Consider the following 19,491-nt stretch of genomic DNA (forward strand, 5'->3'; position numbering starts at 1 on the left):
CCTTTGGTCCACGTCACATCCGAAGTCAATGGAGGAACAACGATGTCCGCTCCCGTCCTGTCGATCATCATTCTGGCGGTGATGTTCCTGCTGGCCACCGTACTCCCCGTCAACATGGGCGCACTGGCCTTCGTCGGAGCATTCCTGCTCGGCGCCGTCTTCCTGGGAATGGAGACGGCCGACATCCTCGCGAATTTCCCCGGCGGTTTGTTCCTGACCATTGTCGGCGTGACCTACCTCTTCGCCATCGCGCAGAACAACGGCACCATCGACCTTCTGGTGCGCGGCGCCGTGAAGATGGTCGGCAACCGGGTCGCCTTCATCCCGTGGGTCATGTTCGCCGTGACGGCCCTGATCACCTCGGTCGGCGCCCTGTCCCCGGCCGCCGTCGCGATCATCGCGCCCATCGCGCTGAGCTTCGCCGGCAAATACAAGATCAGTCCGCTGCTCATGGGCATGATGGTCATCCACGGCGCCCAGGCCGGCGGTTTCTCGCCCATCGCCGTCTACGGCGTCACGGTCAACGGAATCATGGAGGGCACCGGACTGGAGTCCAACCCGACCGCCCTGTTCCTGGCCAGCCTCGTCTTCAACTTCCTGATCGCCCTGGTTCTCTTCGTTGTCCTCGGCGGCAAGAAGCTCGTGTCCTCCCGGGTCAGTGACTTCGTCGAGCAGGCGGCCGAAGCCCGGATGCTGGTCAGCGCGGGCATGCGTGCCGGCGGCGACGTGACCTTCAAGGGCTTCGGCTCCGGAATCTACGGCCCCCGCGACCCCGCCGGAGACGGCGAAGCGGCCACGAAGAACCGGGCCGAGCGGCTGCCGCAGCTCATCACCATTGCGGGCCTTATCGCCCTGGCCGTGATCGCGCTCGGCTTCAAGGTCGACGTCGGCTTCGTCGCCATCACGATTGCCGTCATCCTCGCGCTCGTCTCGCCCAAGGCTCAGAAGGGTGCTGTCAACAAGATCAGCTGGTCGACCGTGCTCCTCATCTGCGGCATGTTGACCTTCGTCGGCGTCCTCGAGGAGGCCGGAACGATTGCATACGTCTCCGACGGTGTCGCCAGCCTGGGCATGCCGCTGTTGGCCGCACTCCTGATCTGCTACATCGGCGCCGTCGTGTCGGCGTTCGCCTCCTCCACCGCCATCCTCGCCGCGCTGATTCCGCTGGCCGTGCCGTTCCTCGCCTCAGGACAGATCGGAGCCGTCGGCGTCATCTGCGCCCTCGCCGTCGCCTCCACGATCGTCGACGTGTCGCCCTTCTCGACCAACGGCGCCCTGGTGCTGGCCAACGCGCCGGAGGACGTCAACAAGGAACGTTTCTACAAGCAGATCCTCGCCTACAGCGGGATCGTGGTCGTCGTCGGCCCCCTCATCGCCTGGCTGGTGATGGTCGTCCCCGGCTGGATGTAGGCCGAGCGCGGCATCCGGCTACCACCACGTGAGAGGAAACGCATCATGAGCACCGAAACGACACAAGCACCCGGCACGAGTGAAGGCCCCCTGGCCGGATACCTGGTGGTGGACCTGAGCCGGGCCCTCGCCGGCCCCCACGCGAGCATGATGCTCGCCGACCTGGGTGCCCGCGTCATCAAGGTGGAGAACCCGGAGTCGGGCGACGACACGCGCGGCTGGGGGCCGCCGTTCGTCGGCCCCGCCGACGATCCCCAGTCCACCTACTTCCTCTCCTGCAACCGCAACAAGGAATCCATCGCGCTGGACCTGAAGAGCGACGATGGGCGCCAGGTGCTGCGCGACCTGATCGAGCGGGCCGACATCGTCGTCGAGAACTTCCGCCCCGGGGTCCTGGACCGGCTGGGGTTCTCGCCCGCCGCGATGCACGAGCTGAACCCGGCCCTGGTCATCCTGTCGATCACCGGATTCGGTCACGACGGTCCGGAGTCGAGCCGGAGCGGCTACGACCAGATCCTGCAGGGCGAGGCCGGGCTCATGTCGTTGACCGGTTCGGGCCCGGAAGACCCGCAGCGGGTGGGGGTGCCCATCGCCGACCTGCTCTCGGGCATGTACGGCGCCTTCGGGCTGCTCGCGGCACTGCTGCAGCGGGAACGCACCGGCCAGGGGCAGGTCGTCCGAACGTCGCTGTTGGCCGCGCTCGTCGGCGTGCACGCGTTCCAGGGGACCCGGGCCACCGTGGCCGGTGAGGTGCCCGAGGCGCAGGGCAACCATCATCCGTCGATCGCTCCCTACGGCCTCTTCGCCTGCCGCGACGGCAGCGTGCAGATCAGCATCGGCAGCGAGAAGTTGTGGGCCACGTTCGCCGGCGCCTTCGGCCTCGACGCGAGCCGGCCCGAGTTCGCGTCGAACGCCGCCCGGGTGCGCAACCGGGACACGCTCAAAAGCGAGATCCAGGATGCCTTCGGCCGCTTCGATGCCGCGCCCCTGCTCGAGAAGCTCCGTGCGGCCGGCATCCCGGCCGGCAAGGTGCGCACGCTCGAGGAAGTGTACGAATGGGACCAGGTTCTCTCCCAGGGCCTGCTGATCGACGTCGACCACTCGGTACTCGGGCACATCAGTCTCCCGGGGCCGCCGCTTCGGTTCTTCGGCTCGGCCGACAGGCGCGAACTGACCAATACCACCCACGCGGCCCCTCCCGTGCTCAACCAGCATGGGGACCAGATCCGGAGCTGGCTCAGCCGCTCGCTGGAAAGAAGTTGACATGCTGACGCAGAAGACCAGGCATCTGAACGCCTCTGAGCTGATCGGCGTCGTCCTGGACGAGGGGTCCTTCACTCGCTGGGACGGCCCCGTCACCGAACCCGACCCCGACCCGGCCTACCTGGCGGACCTCGAGCGAGCCCGCGAGAAGAGCGGGGTGGACGAGTCCGTCATCACGGGGGAGGGCCTGATCCGCGGGCGCCGGGTCGCGGTCATCGTCAGCGAGTTCGCATTCCTGGCCGGCTCGATCGGGCAGGCCGCCGCCAACCGGATCGTGGACGCCGTCGAGCGGGCCACCCGGGAGAGGCTGCCGCTCCTGGCCGGGCCCGCCTCCGGAGGCACCCGGATGCAGGAAGGAACCATGGCATTCCTCGCCATGGTCAGGATCACGGCGGCCGTGCGGGCACACCGGCAGGCCGCGCTGCCGTACCTGGTCTACCTGCGCCACCCGACGACAGGCGGTGTGATGGCCTCGTGGGGCTCCCTCGGGCACGTCACCGTGGCGGAACCCGGCGCGCTCCTCGGCTTCCTCGGCCCGCGGGTCTACGAGGCGCTGTACGGCGAGCCCTTCCCGGAGGGCGTGCAGGTCGCGGAGAACCTCTTCGACAAGGGGCTCGTGGACGCGGTCGTCCCGCCCGACCAGCTGCCGCAGATCGTCGATCGTGCGCTGTCGATGCTGGTGCAGGAGCCGGCCGCGCCCGTGCCGGCCCCGGCCACGCTCGAGGTGAGGCCGTCGACCGTGCCGGCCTGGACATCCGTTGAAATCTCCCGCAATCCCCGCCGGCCGGACCTGCGCCAGCTGCTCACCCACGGGGCGAGCGACGTGCTGCCGCTCAACGGCACCGGGCAGGGTGAGAATGACCCGCGGCTACTGCTGGCCATCGCCCGGTTCGGCAGCCAGTCCTGCATCGTGCTGGGCCATAACCGGCCGAAGCGACCCCGGGATGCGGCGATGGGACCGGCGTCGCTGCGCGAGGCGCGCCGGGGCATGCGCCTGGCGGAGGAGCTCGGGTTGCCGCTGCTCACCGTGATCGACACGGCCGGCGCCGCGCTGAGTAAGGAGGCGGAGGAGGGCGGCCTGGCCGGGGAGATCGCCCGGTCGCTGCACGACCTCATCGGCCTGCGCTCCCCGACGGTGTCGGTGCTGCTCGGGCAGGGGGCAGGCGGGGCCGCGCTCGCCCTGTTGCCGGCCGACCGCACCATCGCCGCGCAGCACGCCTGGCTCTCGCCGCTGCCGCCCGAGGGAGCCAGCGCGATTGTGCATCGGACCGTCGACATGGCACCGGAGATGTCCGCCTCGCAGGGCGTGCACGTGGCGTCCCTGTACGCCAACGGGCTCGTCGATCACATTGTCGACGAGCGACCGGATGCCGCCCAGGAGGGCAGGGCGTTCTGCGGCCGGATGGCGCTGGCCGTGGAATACGAGCTGTCCGCGCTTGCAGGCCTGTCGGTCGATGAACTGCTGGTGAGAAGAGTCGACAAGTTCCGGCAAGTGGGCGCCGGAGCATCCCGCCGAGGTTGACGGTTGCGGTCGAGTTTGCCTGGTGCGCCGGGCAAACTCGACCGGAACAGGGCAGCTCGGCGCATCCGTCTCCCGGCCGCGGACCACTCGCCCGCCGCCGCTCCCGCCGAGAATCGCCGTTCCTGCCGAGAATCCCCGGTGGGGCGGCGATTCTCGGCGGAGGCGGCGATTCTCGCTGCTCGGATGCGCACGAATCCGGCGCAAACTACACCCATTCGGGGGCTGCGCGGCCGGGGGCTCGAGGGCTAGATTCATGACAGCCAAAGAGGAGTTCTGTGACCACCGACATCCCCACCCTGCGGCAGCGTCTTGCCGCACAGTCGGTCATCGAGAGGCTCCTGCCGCTCGGTCGCTCATCCCTCAGCAGCCGCGGCGTCGCCCGCTACCTCGGCGCGAAAGGCGAGCGGATCGTCGGCTCGATCCTGGACAGCCTCCCGCCGGAGTGGACCGTGCTGCACGCCCTCCCGATCGGCGCCCGGAGTTCGGCCATCGACCACCTCGTCGTCGGCCCCGGCGGCGTCTTCACGATCTCCACGAAGCACTTCGGCAGCAAGATCATCGGCGTCGGAAAGCACGGCATGACGGTGTCCGGCCGGCCGATTCCGAGCATCCGCGCCGCCGAATTCGAGGCGGCCCGGGTCACGACGCTGGTTCGCGAACGGATGCCGCTGGTCGCGCCCGTGCAGCCGGTGATCGCTGTCGTCGAACCGAAGCAGCTCATCATCCACGACCGTCCGGAGCAGGTCAAGGTTGTCGACGCGGGGGACCTGCGCCGCTGGCTCATGCAGCTCCAGCCGGTGCTGACCGAGCCGGAGCTGATGGAACTCGACGCCATCGTCGACGGCCCGGGCGCGTGGCGTTCCCGGCCGGACTCCATGCCCGGAATCGCAGCCAGGGCCTGACCCCCGGGCCGACGCTCGCGGCCGACCCGACGCTCGCGGCCGACCCGACGCTCGCGGCCGACCCGCCGCCGCGCGCCGAGCCGCCGAGCCACGCGCACAAACGTTGACAGCCGCCGAGGCGGTGCGTAATTTTTCTCATCTAGAGGCCCGTGCCGCCCAGACTAACGGGGCCGGAGAAAATGTGGCTTGACTGATCCATGGGGGCAGGGCGGGGGCACGATCCCGACGGCCGAGAGATCCCGACGCGAGCCACCACGGAGTGCAGGAGGCCCATGTCCAGCGTGATCGACGAACTGCGTGTCCAGGTGAACGGACACGCGATTGCCCAGGGCGACGTGGAATACGAGGCCGCGCGCGCCGTCTACAACGGGATGATCGACCGGAGACCCGCCGCCGTCGTGCGGGTGGGCAACACCGCAGAGGTCGCCGCCACGGTGAACTTCGCGCGTGCCCGCCACCTCGACCTGGCCATCCGCGGTGGCGGCCACAGGGCCCCGGGCTACGGCACCTGCGACGACGGCCTCGTGATCGACTTCTCGGGGCGCACCCGCGTCGACGTGGATCCGGTGACCCGCCGCGCGCGGGCGGATGCCGGCGCGACCTGGGCCACGTTCAACAAGGCCACGCACGCCCACGGACTGGCCACGCCCGGGGGCATCGTGGGCAGCACCGGCGTCGCCGGGCTGACCCTGGGCGGCGGCATCGGCTATCTCAGCCGCCAGTACGGCCTGAGCTGCGACAACCTCCTGTCGGCGGAAGTCGTGACCGCCGACGGCCGCACCCTCACGGCCAGCTCCGATGAGAACCCGGACCTGTTCTGGGCCTTGCGCGGTGGGGGCGGCAACTTCGGCGTGGTCACCTCGTTCGAGTTCCAGCTGCACCCGGTGGACATGGTCCACGCGGCGATCATCTTCTACTCCGTCGACGACGCTCGGGACGTGGCCGAGTTCTACCGCGAGTACATCGAGAGTGCCCCGGAGGAGTTCGGGGCATTCCTCGGGTTCCACCGGGGACCGCCGGTGGGGTTCCTGCCCGAGAAGTGGCACGACAAACCGTTGTGCCTGGTCGTGGGCATGTGGACCGGCGACGAAGCCGAGGGGCCGGCGCGCTGGCAACCGTTCCTCGACGTGGCACCGGTGGCCGGCGCCCTGGTGGAACGGATGCCCTACCCGGACCTGAACGAGGCCTTCGACGACCTGCTCACCAAGGGCCTGCGGGCCTACTGGAAGGCGAACTTCCTGTCGGGGCTGAGCGACGGGGCCATCAACGCCTACCTGGACTTCGGCCGGATGGTGCCGAGCGTGCAGACATCCGTCGACATCTACCCGATCAACGGTGCCGTGCAGCGGGTGGCGGCCGAGGCGACCGCGTTCCCCTACCGGCACGCCGCCTTCTCGCCGGTGATCGCCTGCATGTGGACGGATCCCGCCGACAACGAGTCGAACATCAAATGGGTGCGCGATTTCTGGACGGCGCTGCGGCCGTTCTCGGAGCCCGGCGGGTACATCAACTTCATGGATGCCGACGACCTGGGCCGCATCACCGACAACTACAGTGCCAACTACGCGAGGCTGGCGACGGTGAAGGCGAAGTACGACCCGGGCAATCTCTTCCACATCAACCAGAACATCAAGCCGGCCGGAGTCCCGATGCTCAGCACATTCCACGACAACGCCGGCCGCGCGTAGTCGGAGGGCTCTGGGGAGAGGGCCGGCGGAAGAGGACAGACAGCCAGACGGCCCGTACGGTAGACAGCACGGCCCATAGACAGCACGGCCCATAGACAACCCGCCCGTAGACAGCCGTTCTCACGCCCGTTTTGGGGCCGCCCGCGGCCATTCTGGGGATGCCCGCCCCTGCCCCGGCGCCGGTAGTTTCGGCAGTAAGGAGAGTCATGGCAACAAGCGCGGACACCATGCGGCACCGTTTTGCGGCGCAAGCGGTCATCGAGGAGCTGCTGCGCGTGCAGGGCGATGTTCCGCCGCGCACGACGCTCGCCCGAGTGTTCGGCCAGTCTCCGCTGGGCGCCGACAGCGTGCCCTGGTACCTCGGCGCGAAGGGGGAGCGGGCCGTGGGGTCGCTCCTCGAGTCGCTGCCGCCGGAGTGGGCCGTCTTCCACGCGCTGCCGGTGGGCGGGAGGGGCTCCGACATCGACCATGTCGTCGTCGGCCCGGCGGGCGTCTTCACCATCAATACCAAGCACCACCGCGGCCAGTCCGTGTGGGTAGCGGGCCGCAGCCTGCTGGTGTCCGGCCGCAAGACCCGCTACATCCGCGACGCGGAACTCGAGGCCGAGCGAGTCACCGGGCTCGTTCGGCAGCGGATGCCGCGGAGCGCGCCGGCCCGCCCCGTCGTGGCGTTCGTCGGCCCGAAGCAGCTGAGCATCCGGGAGCAGCCCGCATCCGTGACGGTCATCGACGCGCGCCATCTGCGGCGCTGGCTGCTGAGCCTTCCGCCGACCCTCGCCTGGCCGGAGCGAATGGAGATCACGGCCGTCGTCGACAACCCCGCGAGCTGGCGCAGGCCGCCCGTGACAGTGCCGGGGCCCGTCGTGTCGTCGGTGCGGTCGTCGCCGTCGCAGCCGTCGTCGCAGTCCTCCCGCGATTCGTTGCCGTCCTACCGGGTCTCGGCGGAGCCCGCTGACGACCCCATGGCCCGGTTTACCGCGCTCGACGCGGATGTTCGCGCCGCGCACCTGCGCCGCGCACTCTGGGTGCTGCTCGGTGTTGTGGTGGCGGCGGGTGTGGCCCTCGAGGTGCTGCAGCTGTTCGCCGGCTAATGCTGCTTGCCGGCCAGTGCTGTTTGCCGGCCAGTGCTGCTTGCCGGTTAGTGCGGAATCCGGCAGGGCGAGGGCAGGGCCGACCGGCAGGTGTTCTGAGCCGGGAGCGCATCCAGCAGGGTCATGGCTGAGCTGCCGATGGCTCCGCCGGCCGTGCCGATGACCGTGCGTTCGGCGATGATCGGGGGCGCCACACGCGCCGTGTCGATGGTGGTTTCGGCCGGGGGAGCGGGGGCTGCCTTCGCCGATGCCGATGCCGATGCCGATGCCGACGCCGACGCCGGTTCGGCTCTCGAGCCCTCAGCCGTTTCCGGGGCCGCGGCGCTGGAAGAGCTGTTCGCTGCCAGATTCAGGTCGTCGTCACCGGGGTGCGAGAGCGCAGCCCCGAACGAGGTGAGGATCAGGCAGGCCGCGAGGGACGCGGCGGCGACCCCGGGGGACGGGAGGAGCGCCCAGCTGCGCCGTCCCGTGAGGAGAGCGTAGCTGGCCGTTACCAGCCCCGTCACGCCGACCACGAGGAGGAAACCGGCCGGTCCGCCGGTGAGGAGTCCGACCAGTGCCAGGTAGAGGGCGCTGCCGCCGATCACCCACGTGCTCGCGGGCGGGCGGGCGCGGCGAACGCGGCGGAAGGTTGCGGGAGCGGGCGCGGTCACGGGCGGCCTCGGTCGGCGACCACGGTCGCGTTCGTGATGTGCGACACGGCAGGGATGTTTGCGCCTGAACCGGCGAGACCGGCCCCCTCGGCCACTCGCACCTTGCACTGCTCCGACCAGCTGACGCCGTTCCACCAACGATCCTGCCGGCCGTTTTCCGGGTTTGGATACCAGCCTGGGTTCGGAATAGTCACAGGTGTGTCCTTCGTTTGGGGCGGCAGTGCCCCTCCGAGCCTAGAAGCTGAGGGAGAATCACGCTGCCCCCACATCGGGTACCCCCGACGCCTCCGCCCTTCGCCACGGGCCTCCGCAGGGAGTTGCTGTGCGTCCGCAAGGGATTTGCCGTGATGCCACGACTTTCGATTCCACGTTCGTGGTAACGGAAAGTAGGCTGTTCCTGCCCCCCGAACTGGAACGGAACTGTCGTGAAGGTCATCAGTTACAACCTGCGCAAGCACAGCGCGATCGGTGAACTCATCGCGCTGGTCGAGCGTTACGAGCCCGACCTCCTCTGCCTGCAGGAGTGCGACACCCTCGACATCCCCGACGAAATCGGGCTGCTGCACCTGGCCGACTCGACCACACGCAACCGGCTCGGCCTCGCCATCTACTACCGTAAGGACCGCTTCACGGCGGTCGAGACGCGGACCTTCGCGCTGAAGAAGTCGCTGCACGACCGCGTGCTCACGCCGGCGCACGAGCGCCTGATCGGCACCCGCCTGATCGACGATGTGGCCAAGCGGGAGCTGGTCGTGGCCTCCTTCCACGCTGCCCCGCTGACCGCCTTGAACTCGTTGCGGCGCAACCAGATCCGGTCCGCCCATGAGGAGTTGCACATCCTCGGGCCGAGACTGCCGACCCTCATGGTGGGCGACTACAACTACCCGATGTTCAAGGATCACCTCAGCGCGCAGGTGAAGAAGTCGGGCTACGACCTCACCCTGAGCGACAGCAGGACCTACACGCGCTACAAGTTCTTCCGCGGCCACTTCGACCTGGCGACATCGATCGGCCTGACCATCGACAACGTGGAGACCCTGCCCAGCGGCACCTCTGACCACATGCCGATCCTGGTGACCTCGACGTACACGCACGAGAGCACCGTGACCCTGCCGGATGCCGCGCCCGCGTCGGGCGAGGCCGGCGACTTCAGCATCTAGCTGCCGCCCGCCCCGCTCTCCAGCCCAGCCAGCCCCGCCCGCTGACTTGCGGACAAACACCCTTCATTTCGAAAACGAAGGTACTTTCTCCGCAAGTGAACACGCGGGCGGGGGCCGCAGTCGCCGTACACTGTGTCGGGATGACTGAGCAATCGAATTCCGGACCGCCGACTTCCGGGCCGCCGACATCCGGGCCCGACAACGTGATCGACCTCGAGGACGCCAGGCGGCGCTTCCTGGCCGCCGCGGCCGACAGTGACGCCGACTCGATGCTGCAGGCGATGCAGGATGCCGCGCGCGCCCGCCGCGACCGGCCGAAGAAGCCGCTGCCCCTGCTGACGCCGCCCGCAACGCCCGTGCGCTTCCGTGTGCGCGTTGACCTCGTCGGCTCGAAACCGCCGATCTGGCGTCGGTTGAGCCTGCCGTCCAATCTGACCCTCGACCGGCTGCACGACGTGCTGCAAACCGCGTTCGGCTGGACCAACAGCCACCTGCACCAGTTCACGCTCACCGACGACCCTTACGGGGAGGAGACGGTGGGCATCCTCACCCCGTTCGACGTGGAAGAGGGCGACGTGGGCGTGCTCGAGAGCGAGTTGCGGCTCGACCAGTTCCTTGCCAAGACGGGCGACACCCTGCGCTACACCTACGATTTCGGCGACGGCTGGGAGCACACGGTCACCCTCGAGGCGATCGAGGCGGCAGGGCTGTCAGAGGCCAACGCGCTGCCTGAGGCCGGCGCGCCGACGGATGCCACCGTCCGCTGCCTTGCCGGACGGCGCCTGGGGCCGCCGGAGGACATCGGCGGAATCCACAGCTACGAGCGGATCCTGGCGGCGGCGTTGAACCCGCGCGACCCGGCATACTCGGACCTGATCGAGACGATCGCCTACCACGACCTGTTCAGCGTCACGGACGACATCGACCTCGACGCGATCAACCGGGGTCTCGACCGCCTCGCCGGAGCGGATGCCGCCCTGGCCTGGCTGCGCGCCAGCCGCGGAGGGGCCGGTTCGCCGATTGCGGACCTGATCGCGAGAGTCGGCGAGGAGGCTCAGCGCTACCTGGCCGGTTTCGTGGCCAGTGCCCGCCTGACGGAGCCGCTCGAGATCGATGAGGCAGCGGCGGAGTCGGCGACGCTCGTCATCCGCACCTTCCTGCGGCACGTCGGAGACGGCCTCCCGCTCAGCAAGGCCGGATTCCTGCAGCCTGCGGCCGTGATCGCGCTGATGGCGGAGCTCGATCCGGACAAGAAGGCGTACGGCAAGGCGAATCGCGAGGCCAACACGCGGCCGCTGCTCGACCTGCGGCAGACCGTGACGGAGCTCGGCCTGGTGCGAAAGTACAGCGGCATGTTGCTTCCGACGAAGCTCGGGCTGGCCGTGCGCGAGTCGCCGCTCGCGCTGTGGCGCCACATCGCCTCCCGGCTTCCGGTGGAGCGAGAAGAGCAGTCACAGGATGCCGCTCTCCTCCTCCTGCTGCTGGTCGCGGCCGGGGAAGTGGGGACTTTCATCACCCTCGGCAAGTCACTGGATCTGGTCAGCGCCGTGGCCGGCATGCAGCTCGAAGGGGACGGCCGCTACGGGAACGGGTCCGCGGTCTACAAGCCGCGGCATACCCGGGAGGCGCTCGAATGGGCGGCTTCGGCCACGCTGGCGGATCCGCGACCGTTCCGGCTCCAGATGTACGGGCCGAGCCGACTCGACTCGCTTGGCGCGCAGGCCCTCGCCCGCGCCGCGCTCACGCCCGGGCGCTGAGCCGCCCGTCGGCCGTACGCCTGTGCTCGGCGAGCGCCTTCCGGGCATCCGTTTTCCCGGGCAGAATTGGCGCGAACCGAGTGGAGCCGCGAGAGCGTCTCAGCCAGGCGCGGTTCCGGTGCGAGGGGAGTTGTGGATGTTGTCGTCAGACCTTCTGCTGGACGCGTTCGACCGGGTGTCGGGCGTCGTGCATGCGGTGCTGCAGGATGCAGGCCCGGGGGTGCTTGGTTACCGGCCCGATCCGGAGGCGAACACGATCGCCTGGCTGGTCTGGCACCTGGCCCGCATCCAGGATGCGCAGATCGCGCCCCTCATCGGGGAGGAACAGGTCTGGACCGCCGACGGATGGTCGGTGAGGTTCGCGTTGCCGTTCGGGCCCAGCGCCACGGGGTACGGGCACACGGCCGACGAGGTCGCGGCCGTGCGGTCGACCGCCGAGCTGCTGGGCGGGTACTTCGACGCCGTGCATGCCCGCACGATCGCGTACCTGCCGACCCTGGCCGAGGCGGATTTCGCCCGGGTGGTCGACCGCGGGTGGAATCCGCCGGTCACGCTCGCGGTGCGCCTGGTCAGCATCATCGCCGATGACCTGGAGCACGCGGGCCAGGCCGCGTATGTGCGCGGGCTCGCGATGCGCGCCGAGCTCTGAGCCCGCCGAGCCTGTTACCCGCGAATCACTGAACCCGCCGAGCCTTTACGCCGACGAGCTCTGAACCCTGGGTCCGGCGGATGTGCCAGCGGGTTTCCCGGCGGATCTCCCGGCGGATCTCCCGGCGGAGGACCGTCCAGCCCCTAGAATCCTGAACCATGACGACGATCGCGGTGTACCTGTTTTGCGCCCTGCTGGCCGCGCTTGCCGTGTTCCAGATCCTGCTGATTGCCGGCGCGCCCCTCGGCCGCTTCGCGTGGGGCGGCCAGAACCGCGTTCTGCCTGCTCGACTGCGCTGGGGGAGCGTTGTGTCGATCCTGCTCTATGCGGCCTTCGCCTTCGTCGCGTTCGAACGCGTGGGCCTGATCGACCTCATCCCGAGCGACGGCTTCATCGCCGTGCTGATGTGGGTGATCGCCGGATACCTGCTGCTCGGCGTGGTGATGAACTTCGTCTCGCGCAGCCGACCCGAGCGGTACACGATGGGTCCGCTAGCTCTGGTACTCGGTGTGCTCGCGGTGATCATCGCGGCGAGCTAGTTCCCCGGACGTCGCGCCTGCCGCGAGCCGCCCCGCGTCCCGTCCCGCGTCCCGTCCCGCGTCCCGTCCCGTGCGCACGTCCCGCGCGCCTGCCCATCCGCGCGCTCGCCCATCCGCGCGCTCGCCCACCCGCGCGCCCGCCCACCCAATTGAGTTGCGGAGAAAGTTCCTTCCCGCGGCAAACGAAGGTACTTTGCCCGCAACTCAACCCTGAGGGGCGACGCACAGCCAGCAGACGCGTAGACGCGCAGACGCGCAGACCGCAGAACGAATCGCGCCCACAACTCCCGCCCATGTCGGTGGTGGGCCGTAGCCTCTACCCAAGACGCTCCACCCTGGCCGAAAGGGGACGGCAATGACGTACACCCGCGTAGAGTCGAGCGCCGCCGTGCAGCAGCTGGCCGCCGGGCTGCACGACGCCGCCCGCGACCGTCCCTGGGTCGTGGTGACCTCTCGCTTCGGGTCTCGCACGCCCGACATCCTGCTCGACCAGCTCGCCGAGGACATTGCCGACGTCACAGAGGTATTCCTGCTCGAAACCGGCGCCCTCACCCGCGAGCTGAGCGACCTCCTGCCCGACCGCTTCCAGGTCTACGGCGGCGCCGGGCGTTCCTACCCCGTCGGCGCCGACGCGCTCACCGACATTGGCCGGTCCCGGCTTCGTTTCGCCTACGACAATCCGCAGCGGGCCACCGAACAACTGGTGACGGATGCCCTCGCCCACGCCCACCAGGCCGGCCTCTTTGCGCGCGCCCCGGCATCCGCCCGGCCCGTCACGGGAACGGTGAAGGGGTTCCTGCCCGGGGGATCTCGAGCCCTCGTCGAGCTGGCAGGCGGCGGGATAGCCACCATCTGGCAGGAGCTCACCTACCCGCCCGTTCCCCTCGACTGGACGCTCGAGCGCGGGCAGCGCGTCGACGGCCTGCTCGACCTGGACACCCGCCGCCTCAATGTCGAGGTCAGCACGCCGAGCGTTGACGCGCTCGCCGAGAGGTTCCCGCACAACAGCATCACCCTCGCGCTGGTGCAGCACGTGAGCAAGGAGCGTGCGGCCCTGGCACTGCACCCGCACGTGCCGATCCTTATCTCGCGGTCGGACATCTCCCCGAACCCGCTCGACCAGGTCGATACGCTCCTGTCCGAGGGCGACGTGGTGGCGGTGCGCGTCGTCCACCTTCAGAGCGGTTCACTTCACCTGCGGCTGACCGATGTCGACGACGACGAGCCCGTGCTGCCGCCGCTTGCCCTGGTGAGCAACGGCCCGTGCTGGCTGTGCGAGAACCGCCCGCTGGTGGCGGCGATCGAACCCCTCCCGGACGTGGATCTTGCCGCACCCCCGCTCCCCGTGCTCGGCCGTGCTCCGGTGGTCGAGTCGTGGCTCGGCGTTGCCCCGGTGGTCGAGCCTGTGCGCACCCGCTCTCCGGGGGTCGAGCCTGTCGAGGCGCGTGCGGCGGGGGCCGAGCCGGTCGAGACCCCGCGCCTGCCGAACGGCCGCCCGCCCGCGGCCCCCTGCGCAGCCGGGCCTCGACCCGGGCCCGGCGTGATGCGCGTGGTCACTGTGACTGTGCCTGTGCCCGCGGCCGCGGCCGCGGCCGTGCCCGTGCCCGTGGCCGTGCAGCCCGTGCAGCCCGCCGAGACCGCCGCCGCATCCGCAGCGAACCCGGTCGCCACCGGCGTTTCCCTGTTGTCGACGCAGCTTTCCCTGACCGAGGCACGGGGGCGCATCCAGCGACTCGAGGCGCAGCTGGCGGATGCGGGGGCGTCGGACTCCCAGCACGCCCAGCTGCTGGAGCTGGTGCGAACGACCCAACTGCAGCATCGGGAATCGCTGGCCGAACTCGGAGAACTTCGGCGAATCGAAGCCGAACTGCGCAGCGAGCAGCGCACCCAGAAGCGCAACCTGCGGGAATCGCGGCGCACCGTTGCACCCGCGCCGGTCGCCGCTGGATTCGAGGATCGCCGCGCGCAGTGGGCGGATGCCGACGGCTGGGTGCGCCACGAGCTCTACCTGGCCTGGGTGGACCGAGTCGGCGCGACCGAACGCGCGACGTGGTCGTGGCCCGACGAGTACGCCTTGGCAAACGGCTTCGCCGATTCGCTCGCGAGCCTCGATGACGGCCAACTGGCGAAGGCGTTCAAGGCGTGCGTGGACGTGCTCACCGGGCGAGTGGGCAGCGTGAACGGTCGCCAACAGCATGCCCTGCGAGAAGGGAATGGCGGGGCGTCCGCCGCTCGAGTGCGCTCCGACGGCGCCCGCTGCCTGCGCGTCGCCATCGAACAGCACACCCCGGCAGCCCGGCGCCTGCACTACTGGCTGTTGCCCGGCGGCGGAATCGAATTCGTCGGCGTTCGGACGCACGATGAGCTGGAGCCGTAAGCCCCCAGAGGTCGGGTCTGGCCCAGGCTTCAGCCCAACTGACTTGCGGACAAACAACCTTCCCGTCGCAAATGAAGGTACTTTTTCCGCAACTCAACCCTCGGGACGGCCCGGAGGTCGGCCCGCCACGGAGGTCAAGTCGGCCCGCCGCCACGGAAGTCGAGTCTGCCCCGAGGTCGGGCCTGTCGAGCGCCCCGCACGCCCGCCCCGGGCTCCAGCCCAACTGACTTGCGGACAAACAACCTTCCCCGCGCAAATGAAGGTACTTTTTCCGCAACTCAACTCTCGGGACGACCCTCGGGACCTCAGGGGCCCAAACCTCTGACTCTCAGACCCTCAGGCCCCAGACCTCAGGGCCCAGACCTCAGGGCCCAGACCTCCAGCCCTCAGCCCCGAAGGACCACGATCAGGTCGGCATCCTGCCGGGTCGACTCGATGAGGTCCGCGTTGCTCTGGTCGCTGCCGCGCGCGAAGGCCGCAGCATCCGCCTCGCCGCGTCCGAACTCCACGTGCCGCCCGATCAGGCGCGGGAGCCGCACTGCTGCCGACACCTCGAGGTACCAGACCGAGTCGAGCTCCCCGCGTATCGCGCGCCACGCGGGGGCATCCGCCAGCAGGTAGTTGCCCTCGGTGATGACCACGGGGATGCTGCGGGGGATCGCGATGGATGCCGCGATCGGCTCCTCCAGGCCGCGGCGGAACGACGGGGCGTAGACCACGTCCTCGTCGCGGGCGCGAAGCCGGCGCAGCAGCGACAGGTACGAGCCCGGGTCGAAGGTGTCGATGGCGCCGCGGCGCTCGGCCAGCGGTGTGCCCCGGATGAGGTCGGTCGCGAGATGGAAGCCATCCATCGGCACGACGATGGCCGTGTCGGGCCCGAGGATCCGGGTCAGCTCGGCGGCCTGGGTGGATTTGCCTGCCCCCGGCGGACCGCAGAGGCCCAGCAGGATGCGCCCGCCCTGCCCGCCCGGCTGCCCGCCCGGCTCCCGCAGCCTCTCACGCGGCCTCTTGCCCAGCCGCTCACGCAGCCGCTCGGCCAGCCCCGCCGCGGCGGTCTCGATCGTGTCGGGGAGCGCTCGGCGCCACGGTGTGTCCAGGGGGACCTCACCCAAGAGGGGAGCTCGCGGCTCGCGGCCTCGACGTCGCAGATTGGCCCTCCATGAGCGGTCTGCTCAACCCTGCGAGCAGGGCGCCGATACCGCCCCAGGCCAGGTCTCCGATCGAATCGACGTAACCAACGAAGATCTCCTCGTCGATGTAGGTGTGCCCGAACCACTCGAAGATCTCCCAGAGCACTCCGAGAGACAGCCCCAGGGCGAAGGTCATCACGGCGGTCGACGCCATCGGCCTCAGGAGCGTCGCGGCGTCGGCCAGGATTCCGAGCCGTACGAGCCCGATGTAGACCAGTGCGGCGCAGAGTCCGTTGGTGAGGAAGTGCATCGGAAGATCCCACCAGCGCGTCGAGATGTAGATGTCCAGCACGCTGCTCCACACGGAGGCCAGGACCACGATGCCGAACGCGATGTCGAAGCCCGGCCGAACGCCCAACAGCCGGGGAAGGAACATCCCGACCGTCACGAACGCGAGGCTGAACCCCGCGGCCGGGCCCCAGCCGACGCCAGCGACCACAATGCCGATCGCAGCCAGCACCCGCAGCGCGTCGGCGACCGTCTCGGCGGCTCCCGTCGGAGCCGGCAGGTATGTCCGGATCATGGCAGCACTCTAGCCGAGTCGGACGCCCCGGCCGGACGGTCTCCGTAGCGCAGCACCGCCTGCACGGGTTCGTGGTCGGATGCCGCGCTGCCGTCGAATCGCGCGGCGTTGATGCCCGTGCTCATCACGTCTACGCCGTTCCCCACCAGGATGAGGTCGATGCGTTTGCCGCCCGGGCGGCGGCGTCGGTAGTTCGAGAAGGTGCCCCACTGCGGCGTCACGCGCTCGGCCGCATCCTCCCAGGTGTCCCTGAGCGGCCCGTCTGCCGTCAGCCGGCGGTAGACGGCCGAGTCCGCGTCGGCGTTGAAGTCGCCGATCACCACGATCGCGGCGTCCGGCTCTGCGGCGCGAGCGGCCAGCACGAGGTCCAGGATGAAGTTCGCCGATTCGAGCCTCGACCGCCACGAGAGGTGATCGAAATGGGTGTTGAAGGCGAGGAGCCGTGCTCCGGTCGCGGTATCCGTGAAGTCCGCTGACACGACGATGCGCGGCGTCAGATTGCCCCACGATCTGGACCCGGGTTTCTCCGGCGTCGCGGACAGGGCCCGTTGCTGCCAGGCGGTCAGCTCCAGCCGCCGCGAGTCGTAGAACACAGCACACCGCTCGTCCCGTCCGGAGGCGTAGCGGCCGTGGCCTACCCACTGGTAGTGCGGTCCGAGGGCGTCGGAAACGAAGTCGACCTGGTCGGCCAACCCCTCCTGCACGCCGAGAAGCGTCGGCTGCTCGGCGGCGAGGATGCGTCGAACGAGCGGCTTCCGCGTGGCCCAACGATCGGGACTCCCCGGCAGGAGATTGCGGGAACGCCGACGGATGTTGTACGTCATCACGTGCAGGTCGGGCTCGGTCACCGGACCGATCAGCGCGGCATCCGTCATGCGCCCAGAGTATGCTCGCGGCGCGTGATGCGTCGGGATGACGCCGGCTCCTGCGTGTTCACGTCACGAGCATCAGGATGCTCGGGCCATCGCGATCATGCTCTTGAAGTCGAGCCCCGCCTTCGTGCCGCCGTCGCAGAGGATGTCCACTCCGGTCAGGTAGCCGGGCTTGTCGCTCGCGCAGAACGCGAGTACTTCGGCGACCTCCTCCGGCTTGCCGAACCGCTTCAGAGCGGCGTACTCGACGAGCTTTCCCGAGCCCTTCGCCTCCTCGAGGCGGCCCATCGCGGTGTCGAAGCTACCGGGTGAGACGGACACGATGCGGGCTCCCTTCGCACCGAACGCCGCAGCCATCTCCTGGCTGTACCAGATGACGAAGCCCTTGCTCACGGAGTACGCCGAGCCCGAGTGCATCGACTTCGGCGCGAGCTTCGCTGCCGAGGTCAGCTTCCGGACGAATCGCGGCAGATCGGTCAGAGCGAGCCGGAAGGAGCGCGTGGGTGTGAGCAACTTCGGCGTCATGTGGCCGGCGATCGACGCGACGTTCACCAGGGCGAAGCCCTCGCCGGCGATCGCGAGGGCCGCTTGAGTGACATTCACGGTCCCGAGCGCGTTGATCCGGATGATCTGCTCCGCGGTGCCCATCTGCGGGCTGACGCCCGCGGAGTGCACCACGGCGCGCACCGTGCCGGTGCCCGTGCCGGTGCCCGTGCCGGTGCCCGTGCCGGACCTTGTCGCTGTCGCGAACAGCGCGTCCACAGATGCCCGGTCGGTGATGTCGCAGACGACGCCCTCGGCCTCGATGCCGAGCCCGGTCAGCTCTGCGACGGCGGCGTCGAGCCGCTCCCGGTTCACGTCCGCGATGACCACGCGATGGTCGCGCCCCATGATCTTCGCTGTCGCCAGGCCCATGCCACCCGCGCCGCCCGTGATAATCACCGTCTGCGTCATCGATCCTCCTTGATCGTCGGGCGTGGATCCCCGCGCTCCTGCCGGTCGCATTCAATCACGCCACGGCGAGCCCGGGCCAGTTCCGCCCATTTGCTAACGAGGCTACTATCCGCTGCAGCACCATCGATGGAAGGAATCGGCGATGAGCGCACGAAAAGCAACGGTGGCGGGCTGGGTCGCCCTGGTCCTGGGCATCCTGTTCGTGCTACTCCAGTCGTACGGGTTCCTCGCGTATTCAGTCGTGATGGTCTTCAGCTACTACCCCGAATGGGCATACGCCCCGTTGGTCACCGGACCTCCGGTAGTCATCGGCGTACTGTTCCTGATCGACTGGTGGCTGCGGCGACGCAGCGTCACCGCCGCACCCCGCCCCAGCACTTAGTCCGGCTGGCGCGTAGCCCGATTGGCCCAGGCGAAGATCGAGATCCCTTCTGCACGGCAAGCTGCAGCGCAGTCTGCATGAGCGCCTCACCGCCCTCGGCGTTGAGCTCCTCACCGATTGTCGTCAGGCGATCGAACGTCCGGCTCCACTCCGGGTCGCTCATGCCCTTGCCCTCTTGCGAGAGGGCGTTGAGCTTCCCGTCGAGGGCCGTGATCTCCTCAGCCAGGGTGCCCAGGTCGCTGATCGGTGCCATCAGTATCTCCTCTGTTCGAGTTCGCGCTGCCATCATGCGGGGGTCTGGATCGGGCGGCCAGACCGTGGACAGGCACGGTGGCCGGGTGTATGCGAGAACAGGGGTGGCCTCGCCGGCTACCCGAGTGCCGCCTACCCCAGTGCCGCAACCCGGCGCCCCGTCCTCAGTCCGATTGGGCCAGGCGGAGGTCGAGGGTATCCGCGATCCTTGTGCGGGAGGTGGTGACGTAGCGCCATTTGCCGCCGCCGGGGTCGAGCCAGGGTGGCGCCTTGAGCTGGGGGACGCCTCTCAGCATGCGGATCTTCC

Annotated in this window: 19 protein-coding genes; 12 read left to right on the top strand and 7 right to left on the bottom strand. The window is 69.3% G+C overall.

Features of this window, described 5'->3' with window-relative positions; genetic code table 11:
• Positions 1 to 42: 42 nt before the first annotated feature.
• The 6 genes from E3T54_RS16490 (at position 43) to E3T54_RS16515 (ending at position 7,876) form a co-directional block, all read left to right on the top strand.
• Positions 43 to 1,410, top strand: coding sequence for an SLC13 family permease (locus tag E3T54_RS16490; RefSeq protein ID WP_134476611.1), 1,368 nt, complete (start codon positions 43 to 45; stop codon positions 1,408 to 1,410).
• A 45-nt stretch (positions 1,411 to 1,455) separates the two neighbouring features.
• The gene (locus tag E3T54_RS16495; protein ID WP_134476612.1) at positions 1,456 to 2,673 is read left to right on the top strand and encodes a CaiB/BaiF CoA-transferase family protein; all 1,218 of its coding nucleotides are present in this window, start codon (positions 1,456 to 1,458) and stop codon (positions 2,671 to 2,673) included.
• A gap of 1 nt (position 2,674) precedes the next feature.
• A complete protein-coding gene (locus E3T54_RS16500; RefSeq protein ID WP_134476613.1) occupies positions 2,675 to 4,195 on the top strand; it encodes a carboxyl transferase domain-containing protein in 1,521 nt (506 codons plus the stop codon).
• Between the two features lie 275 nt (positions 4,196 to 4,470).
• Positions 4,471 to 5,097, top strand: coding sequence for a nuclease-related domain-containing protein (locus E3T54_RS16505; RefSeq protein ID WP_134476614.1), 627 nt, complete (start codon positions 4,471 to 4,473; stop codon positions 5,095 to 5,097).
• Between the two features lie 272 nt (positions 5,098 to 5,369).
• Positions 5,370 to 6,785 (top strand): FAD-binding oxidoreductase, encoded by a 1,416-nt coding sequence (locus tag E3T54_RS16510; protein WP_134476615.1) that lies wholly within the window; start codon positions 5,370 to 5,372, stop codon positions 6,783 to 6,785.
• Between the two features lie 206 nt (positions 6,786 to 6,991).
• On the top strand, positions 6,992 to 7,876 hold the full coding sequence (locus E3T54_RS16515; RefSeq protein WP_166804956.1) for a nuclease-related domain-containing protein: 885 nt from the start codon (positions 6,992 to 6,994) through the stop codon (positions 7,874 to 7,876).
• A gap of 47 nt (positions 7,877 to 7,923) precedes the next feature.
• Here the strand turns inward: E3T54_RS16515 and E3T54_RS16520 are convergent, their stop codons facing one another.
• Together E3T54_RS16520 and E3T54_RS16525 are read right to left on the bottom strand one after the other, a co-directional pair.
• Positions 7,924 to 8,529, bottom strand: coding sequence for a hypothetical protein (locus E3T54_RS16520; RefSeq protein WP_134476617.1), 606 nt, complete (start codon positions 8,527 to 8,529; stop codon positions 7,924 to 7,926).
• Positions 8,526 to 8,723: a DUF2510 domain-containing protein gene (locus tag E3T54_RS16525; RefSeq protein ID WP_166804957.1), complete on the bottom strand. Its 198-nt coding sequence runs from the start codon at positions 8,721 to 8,723 to the stop codon at positions 8,526 to 8,528. The genes E3T54_RS16520 and E3T54_RS16525 overlap by 4 nt, the downstream gene beginning before the upstream one ends.
• Positions 8,724 to 8,954: 231 nt before the next feature.
• Between E3T54_RS16525 and E3T54_RS16530 the strand changes: the two genes are divergently transcribed.
• The 5 genes from E3T54_RS16530 to E3T54_RS16550 all read left to right on the top strand — a co-directional run bounded on the left by E3T54_RS16530 (position 8,955) and on the right by E3T54_RS16550 (position 15,011).
• A complete protein-coding gene (locus E3T54_RS16530; RefSeq protein ID WP_134476619.1) occupies positions 8,955 to 9,689 on the top strand; it encodes an endonuclease/exonuclease/phosphatase family protein in 735 nt (244 codons plus the stop codon).
• A gap of 140 nt (positions 9,690 to 9,829) precedes the next feature.
• Positions 9,830 to 11,446 (top strand): plasmid pRiA4b ORF-3 family protein, encoded by a 1,617-nt coding sequence (locus tag E3T54_RS16535; RefSeq protein ID WP_134476620.1) that lies wholly within the window; start codon positions 9,830 to 9,832, stop codon positions 11,444 to 11,446.
• Between the two features lie 136 nt (positions 11,447 to 11,582).
• Positions 11,583 to 12,095 carry a DinB family protein gene (locus E3T54_RS16540; RefSeq protein ID WP_134476621.1) on the top strand — a complete coding sequence of 171 codons (513 nt, stop codon included), beginning with the start codon at positions 11,583 to 11,585 and terminating at the stop codon, positions 12,093 to 12,095.
• 158 nt (positions 12,096 to 12,253) lie between these two features.
• Entirely contained in the window at positions 12,254 to 12,634 is a 381-nt protein-coding gene (locus tag E3T54_RS16545; RefSeq protein ID WP_092321089.1) for a hypothetical protein, read from the top strand.
• A 355-nt stretch (positions 12,635 to 12,989) separates the two neighbouring features.
• Positions 12,990 to 15,011 carry a hypothetical protein gene (locus E3T54_RS16550; protein ID WP_134476622.1) on the top strand — a complete coding sequence of 674 codons (2,022 nt, stop codon included), beginning with the start codon at positions 12,990 to 12,992 and terminating at the stop codon, positions 15,009 to 15,011.
• A gap of 386 nt (positions 15,012 to 15,397) precedes the next feature.
• On the opposite strand, the gene E3T54_RS16555 is transcribed toward E3T54_RS16550, so the two are convergent.
• The 4 genes from E3T54_RS16555 to E3T54_RS16570 form a co-directional block, all read right to left on the bottom strand.
• Positions 15,398 to 16,123 carry a nucleoside/nucleotide kinase family protein gene (locus E3T54_RS16555; protein ID WP_241977286.1) on the bottom strand — a complete coding sequence of 242 codons (726 nt, stop codon included), beginning with the start codon at positions 16,121 to 16,123 and terminating at the stop codon, positions 15,398 to 15,400.
• On the bottom strand, positions 16,116 to 16,724 hold the full coding sequence (locus E3T54_RS16560) for a hypothetical protein (RefSeq protein ID WP_134476623.1): 609 nt from the start codon (positions 16,722 to 16,724) through the stop codon (positions 16,116 to 16,118). Before E3T54_RS16560 ends, E3T54_RS16555 begins: the two co-directional genes overlap by 8 nt.
• Complete coding sequence (locus E3T54_RS16565; protein ID WP_134476624.1) at positions 16,721 to 17,599, bottom strand: endonuclease/exonuclease/phosphatase family protein; 879 nt, start codon at positions 17,597 to 17,599, stop codon at positions 16,721 to 16,723. Before E3T54_RS16565 ends, E3T54_RS16560 begins: the two co-directional genes overlap by 4 nt.
• 72 nt (positions 17,600 to 17,671) lie before the next feature.
• Complete coding sequence (locus E3T54_RS16570; protein WP_134476625.1) at positions 17,672 to 18,550, bottom strand: SDR family NAD(P)-dependent oxidoreductase; 879 nt, start codon at positions 18,548 to 18,550, stop codon at positions 17,672 to 17,674.
• A 142-nt stretch (positions 18,551 to 18,692) separates the two neighbouring features.
• Here E3T54_RS16570 and E3T54_RS16575 point away from each other — a divergent pair, with 142 nt between their 5' ends.
• Positions 18,693 to 18,932, top strand: a complete 240-nt coding sequence (locus E3T54_RS16575; RefSeq protein ID WP_134476626.1) for a hypothetical protein — start codon at positions 18,693 to 18,695, stop codon at positions 18,930 to 18,932.
• On the opposite strand, the gene E3T54_RS16580 is transcribed toward E3T54_RS16575, so the two are convergent.
• The gene (locus E3T54_RS16580; protein WP_134476627.1) at positions 18,904 to 19,185 is read right to left on the bottom strand and encodes a hypothetical protein; all 282 of its coding nucleotides are present in this window, start codon (positions 19,183 to 19,185) and stop codon (positions 18,904 to 18,906) included. The genes E3T54_RS16575 and E3T54_RS16580 overlap by 29 nt on opposite strands.
• Positions 19,186 to 19,491 lie beyond the last annotated feature (306 nt).

Source organism: Cryobacterium sp. Sr8, assembly GCF_004403225.1.
GTDB lineage: Bacteria > Actinomycetota > Actinomycetes > Actinomycetales > Microbacteriaceae > Cryobacterium > Cryobacterium psychrotolerans.

Coding starts and splice junctions, on each gene's coding strand:
- E3T54_RS16490 (WP_134476611.1), top strand. CDS start 43: ATGTCCGCTCCCGTCCTGTCGATCATCATTCTGGCGGTGATGTTCCTG.
- E3T54_RS16495 (WP_134476612.1), top strand. CDS start 1,456: ATGAGCACCGAAACGACACAAGCACCCGGCACGAGTGAAGGCCCCCTG.
- E3T54_RS16500 (WP_134476613.1), top strand. CDS start 2,675: ATGCTGACGCAGAAGACCAGGCATCTGAACGCCTCTGAGCTGATCGGC.
- E3T54_RS16510 (WP_134476615.1), top strand. CDS start 5,370: ATGTCCAGCGTGATCGACGAACTGCGTGTCCAGGTGAACGGACACGCG.
- E3T54_RS16515 (WP_166804956.1), top strand. CDS start 6,992: ATGGCAACAAGCGCGGACACCATGCGGCACCGTTTTGCGGCGCAAGCG.
- E3T54_RS16535 (WP_134476620.1), top strand. CDS start 9,830: ATGACTGAGCAATCGAATTCCGGACCGCCGACTTCCGGGCCGCCGACA.
- E3T54_RS16540 (WP_134476621.1), top strand. CDS start 11,583: ATGTTGTCGTCAGACCTTCTGCTGGACGCGTTCGACCGGGTGTCGGGC.
- E3T54_RS16545 (WP_092321089.1), top strand. CDS start 12,254: ATGACGACGATCGCGGTGTACCTGTTTTGCGCCCTGCTGGCCGCGCTT.
- E3T54_RS16550 (WP_134476622.1), top strand. CDS start 12,990: ATGACGTACACCCGCGTAGAGTCGAGCGCCGCCGTGCAGCAGCTGGCC.
- E3T54_RS16560 (WP_134476623.1), bottom strand. CDS start 16,724: ATGATCCGGACATACCTGCCGGCTCCGACGGGAGCCGCCGAGACGGTC.
- E3T54_RS16565 (WP_134476624.1), bottom strand. CDS start 17,599: ATGACGGATGCCGCGCTGATCGGTCCGGTGACCGAGCCCGACCTGCAC.
- E3T54_RS16570 (WP_134476625.1), bottom strand. CDS start 18,550: ATGACGCAGACGGTGATTATCACGGGCGGCGCGGGTGGCATGGGCCTG.
- E3T54_RS16575 (WP_134476626.1), top strand. CDS start 18,693: ATGAGCGCACGAAAAGCAACGGTGGCGGGCTGGGTCGCCCTGGTCCTG.
- E3T54_RS16580 (WP_134476627.1), bottom strand. CDS start 19,185: ATGGCACCGATCAGCGACCTGGGCACCCTGGCTGAGGAGATCACGGCC.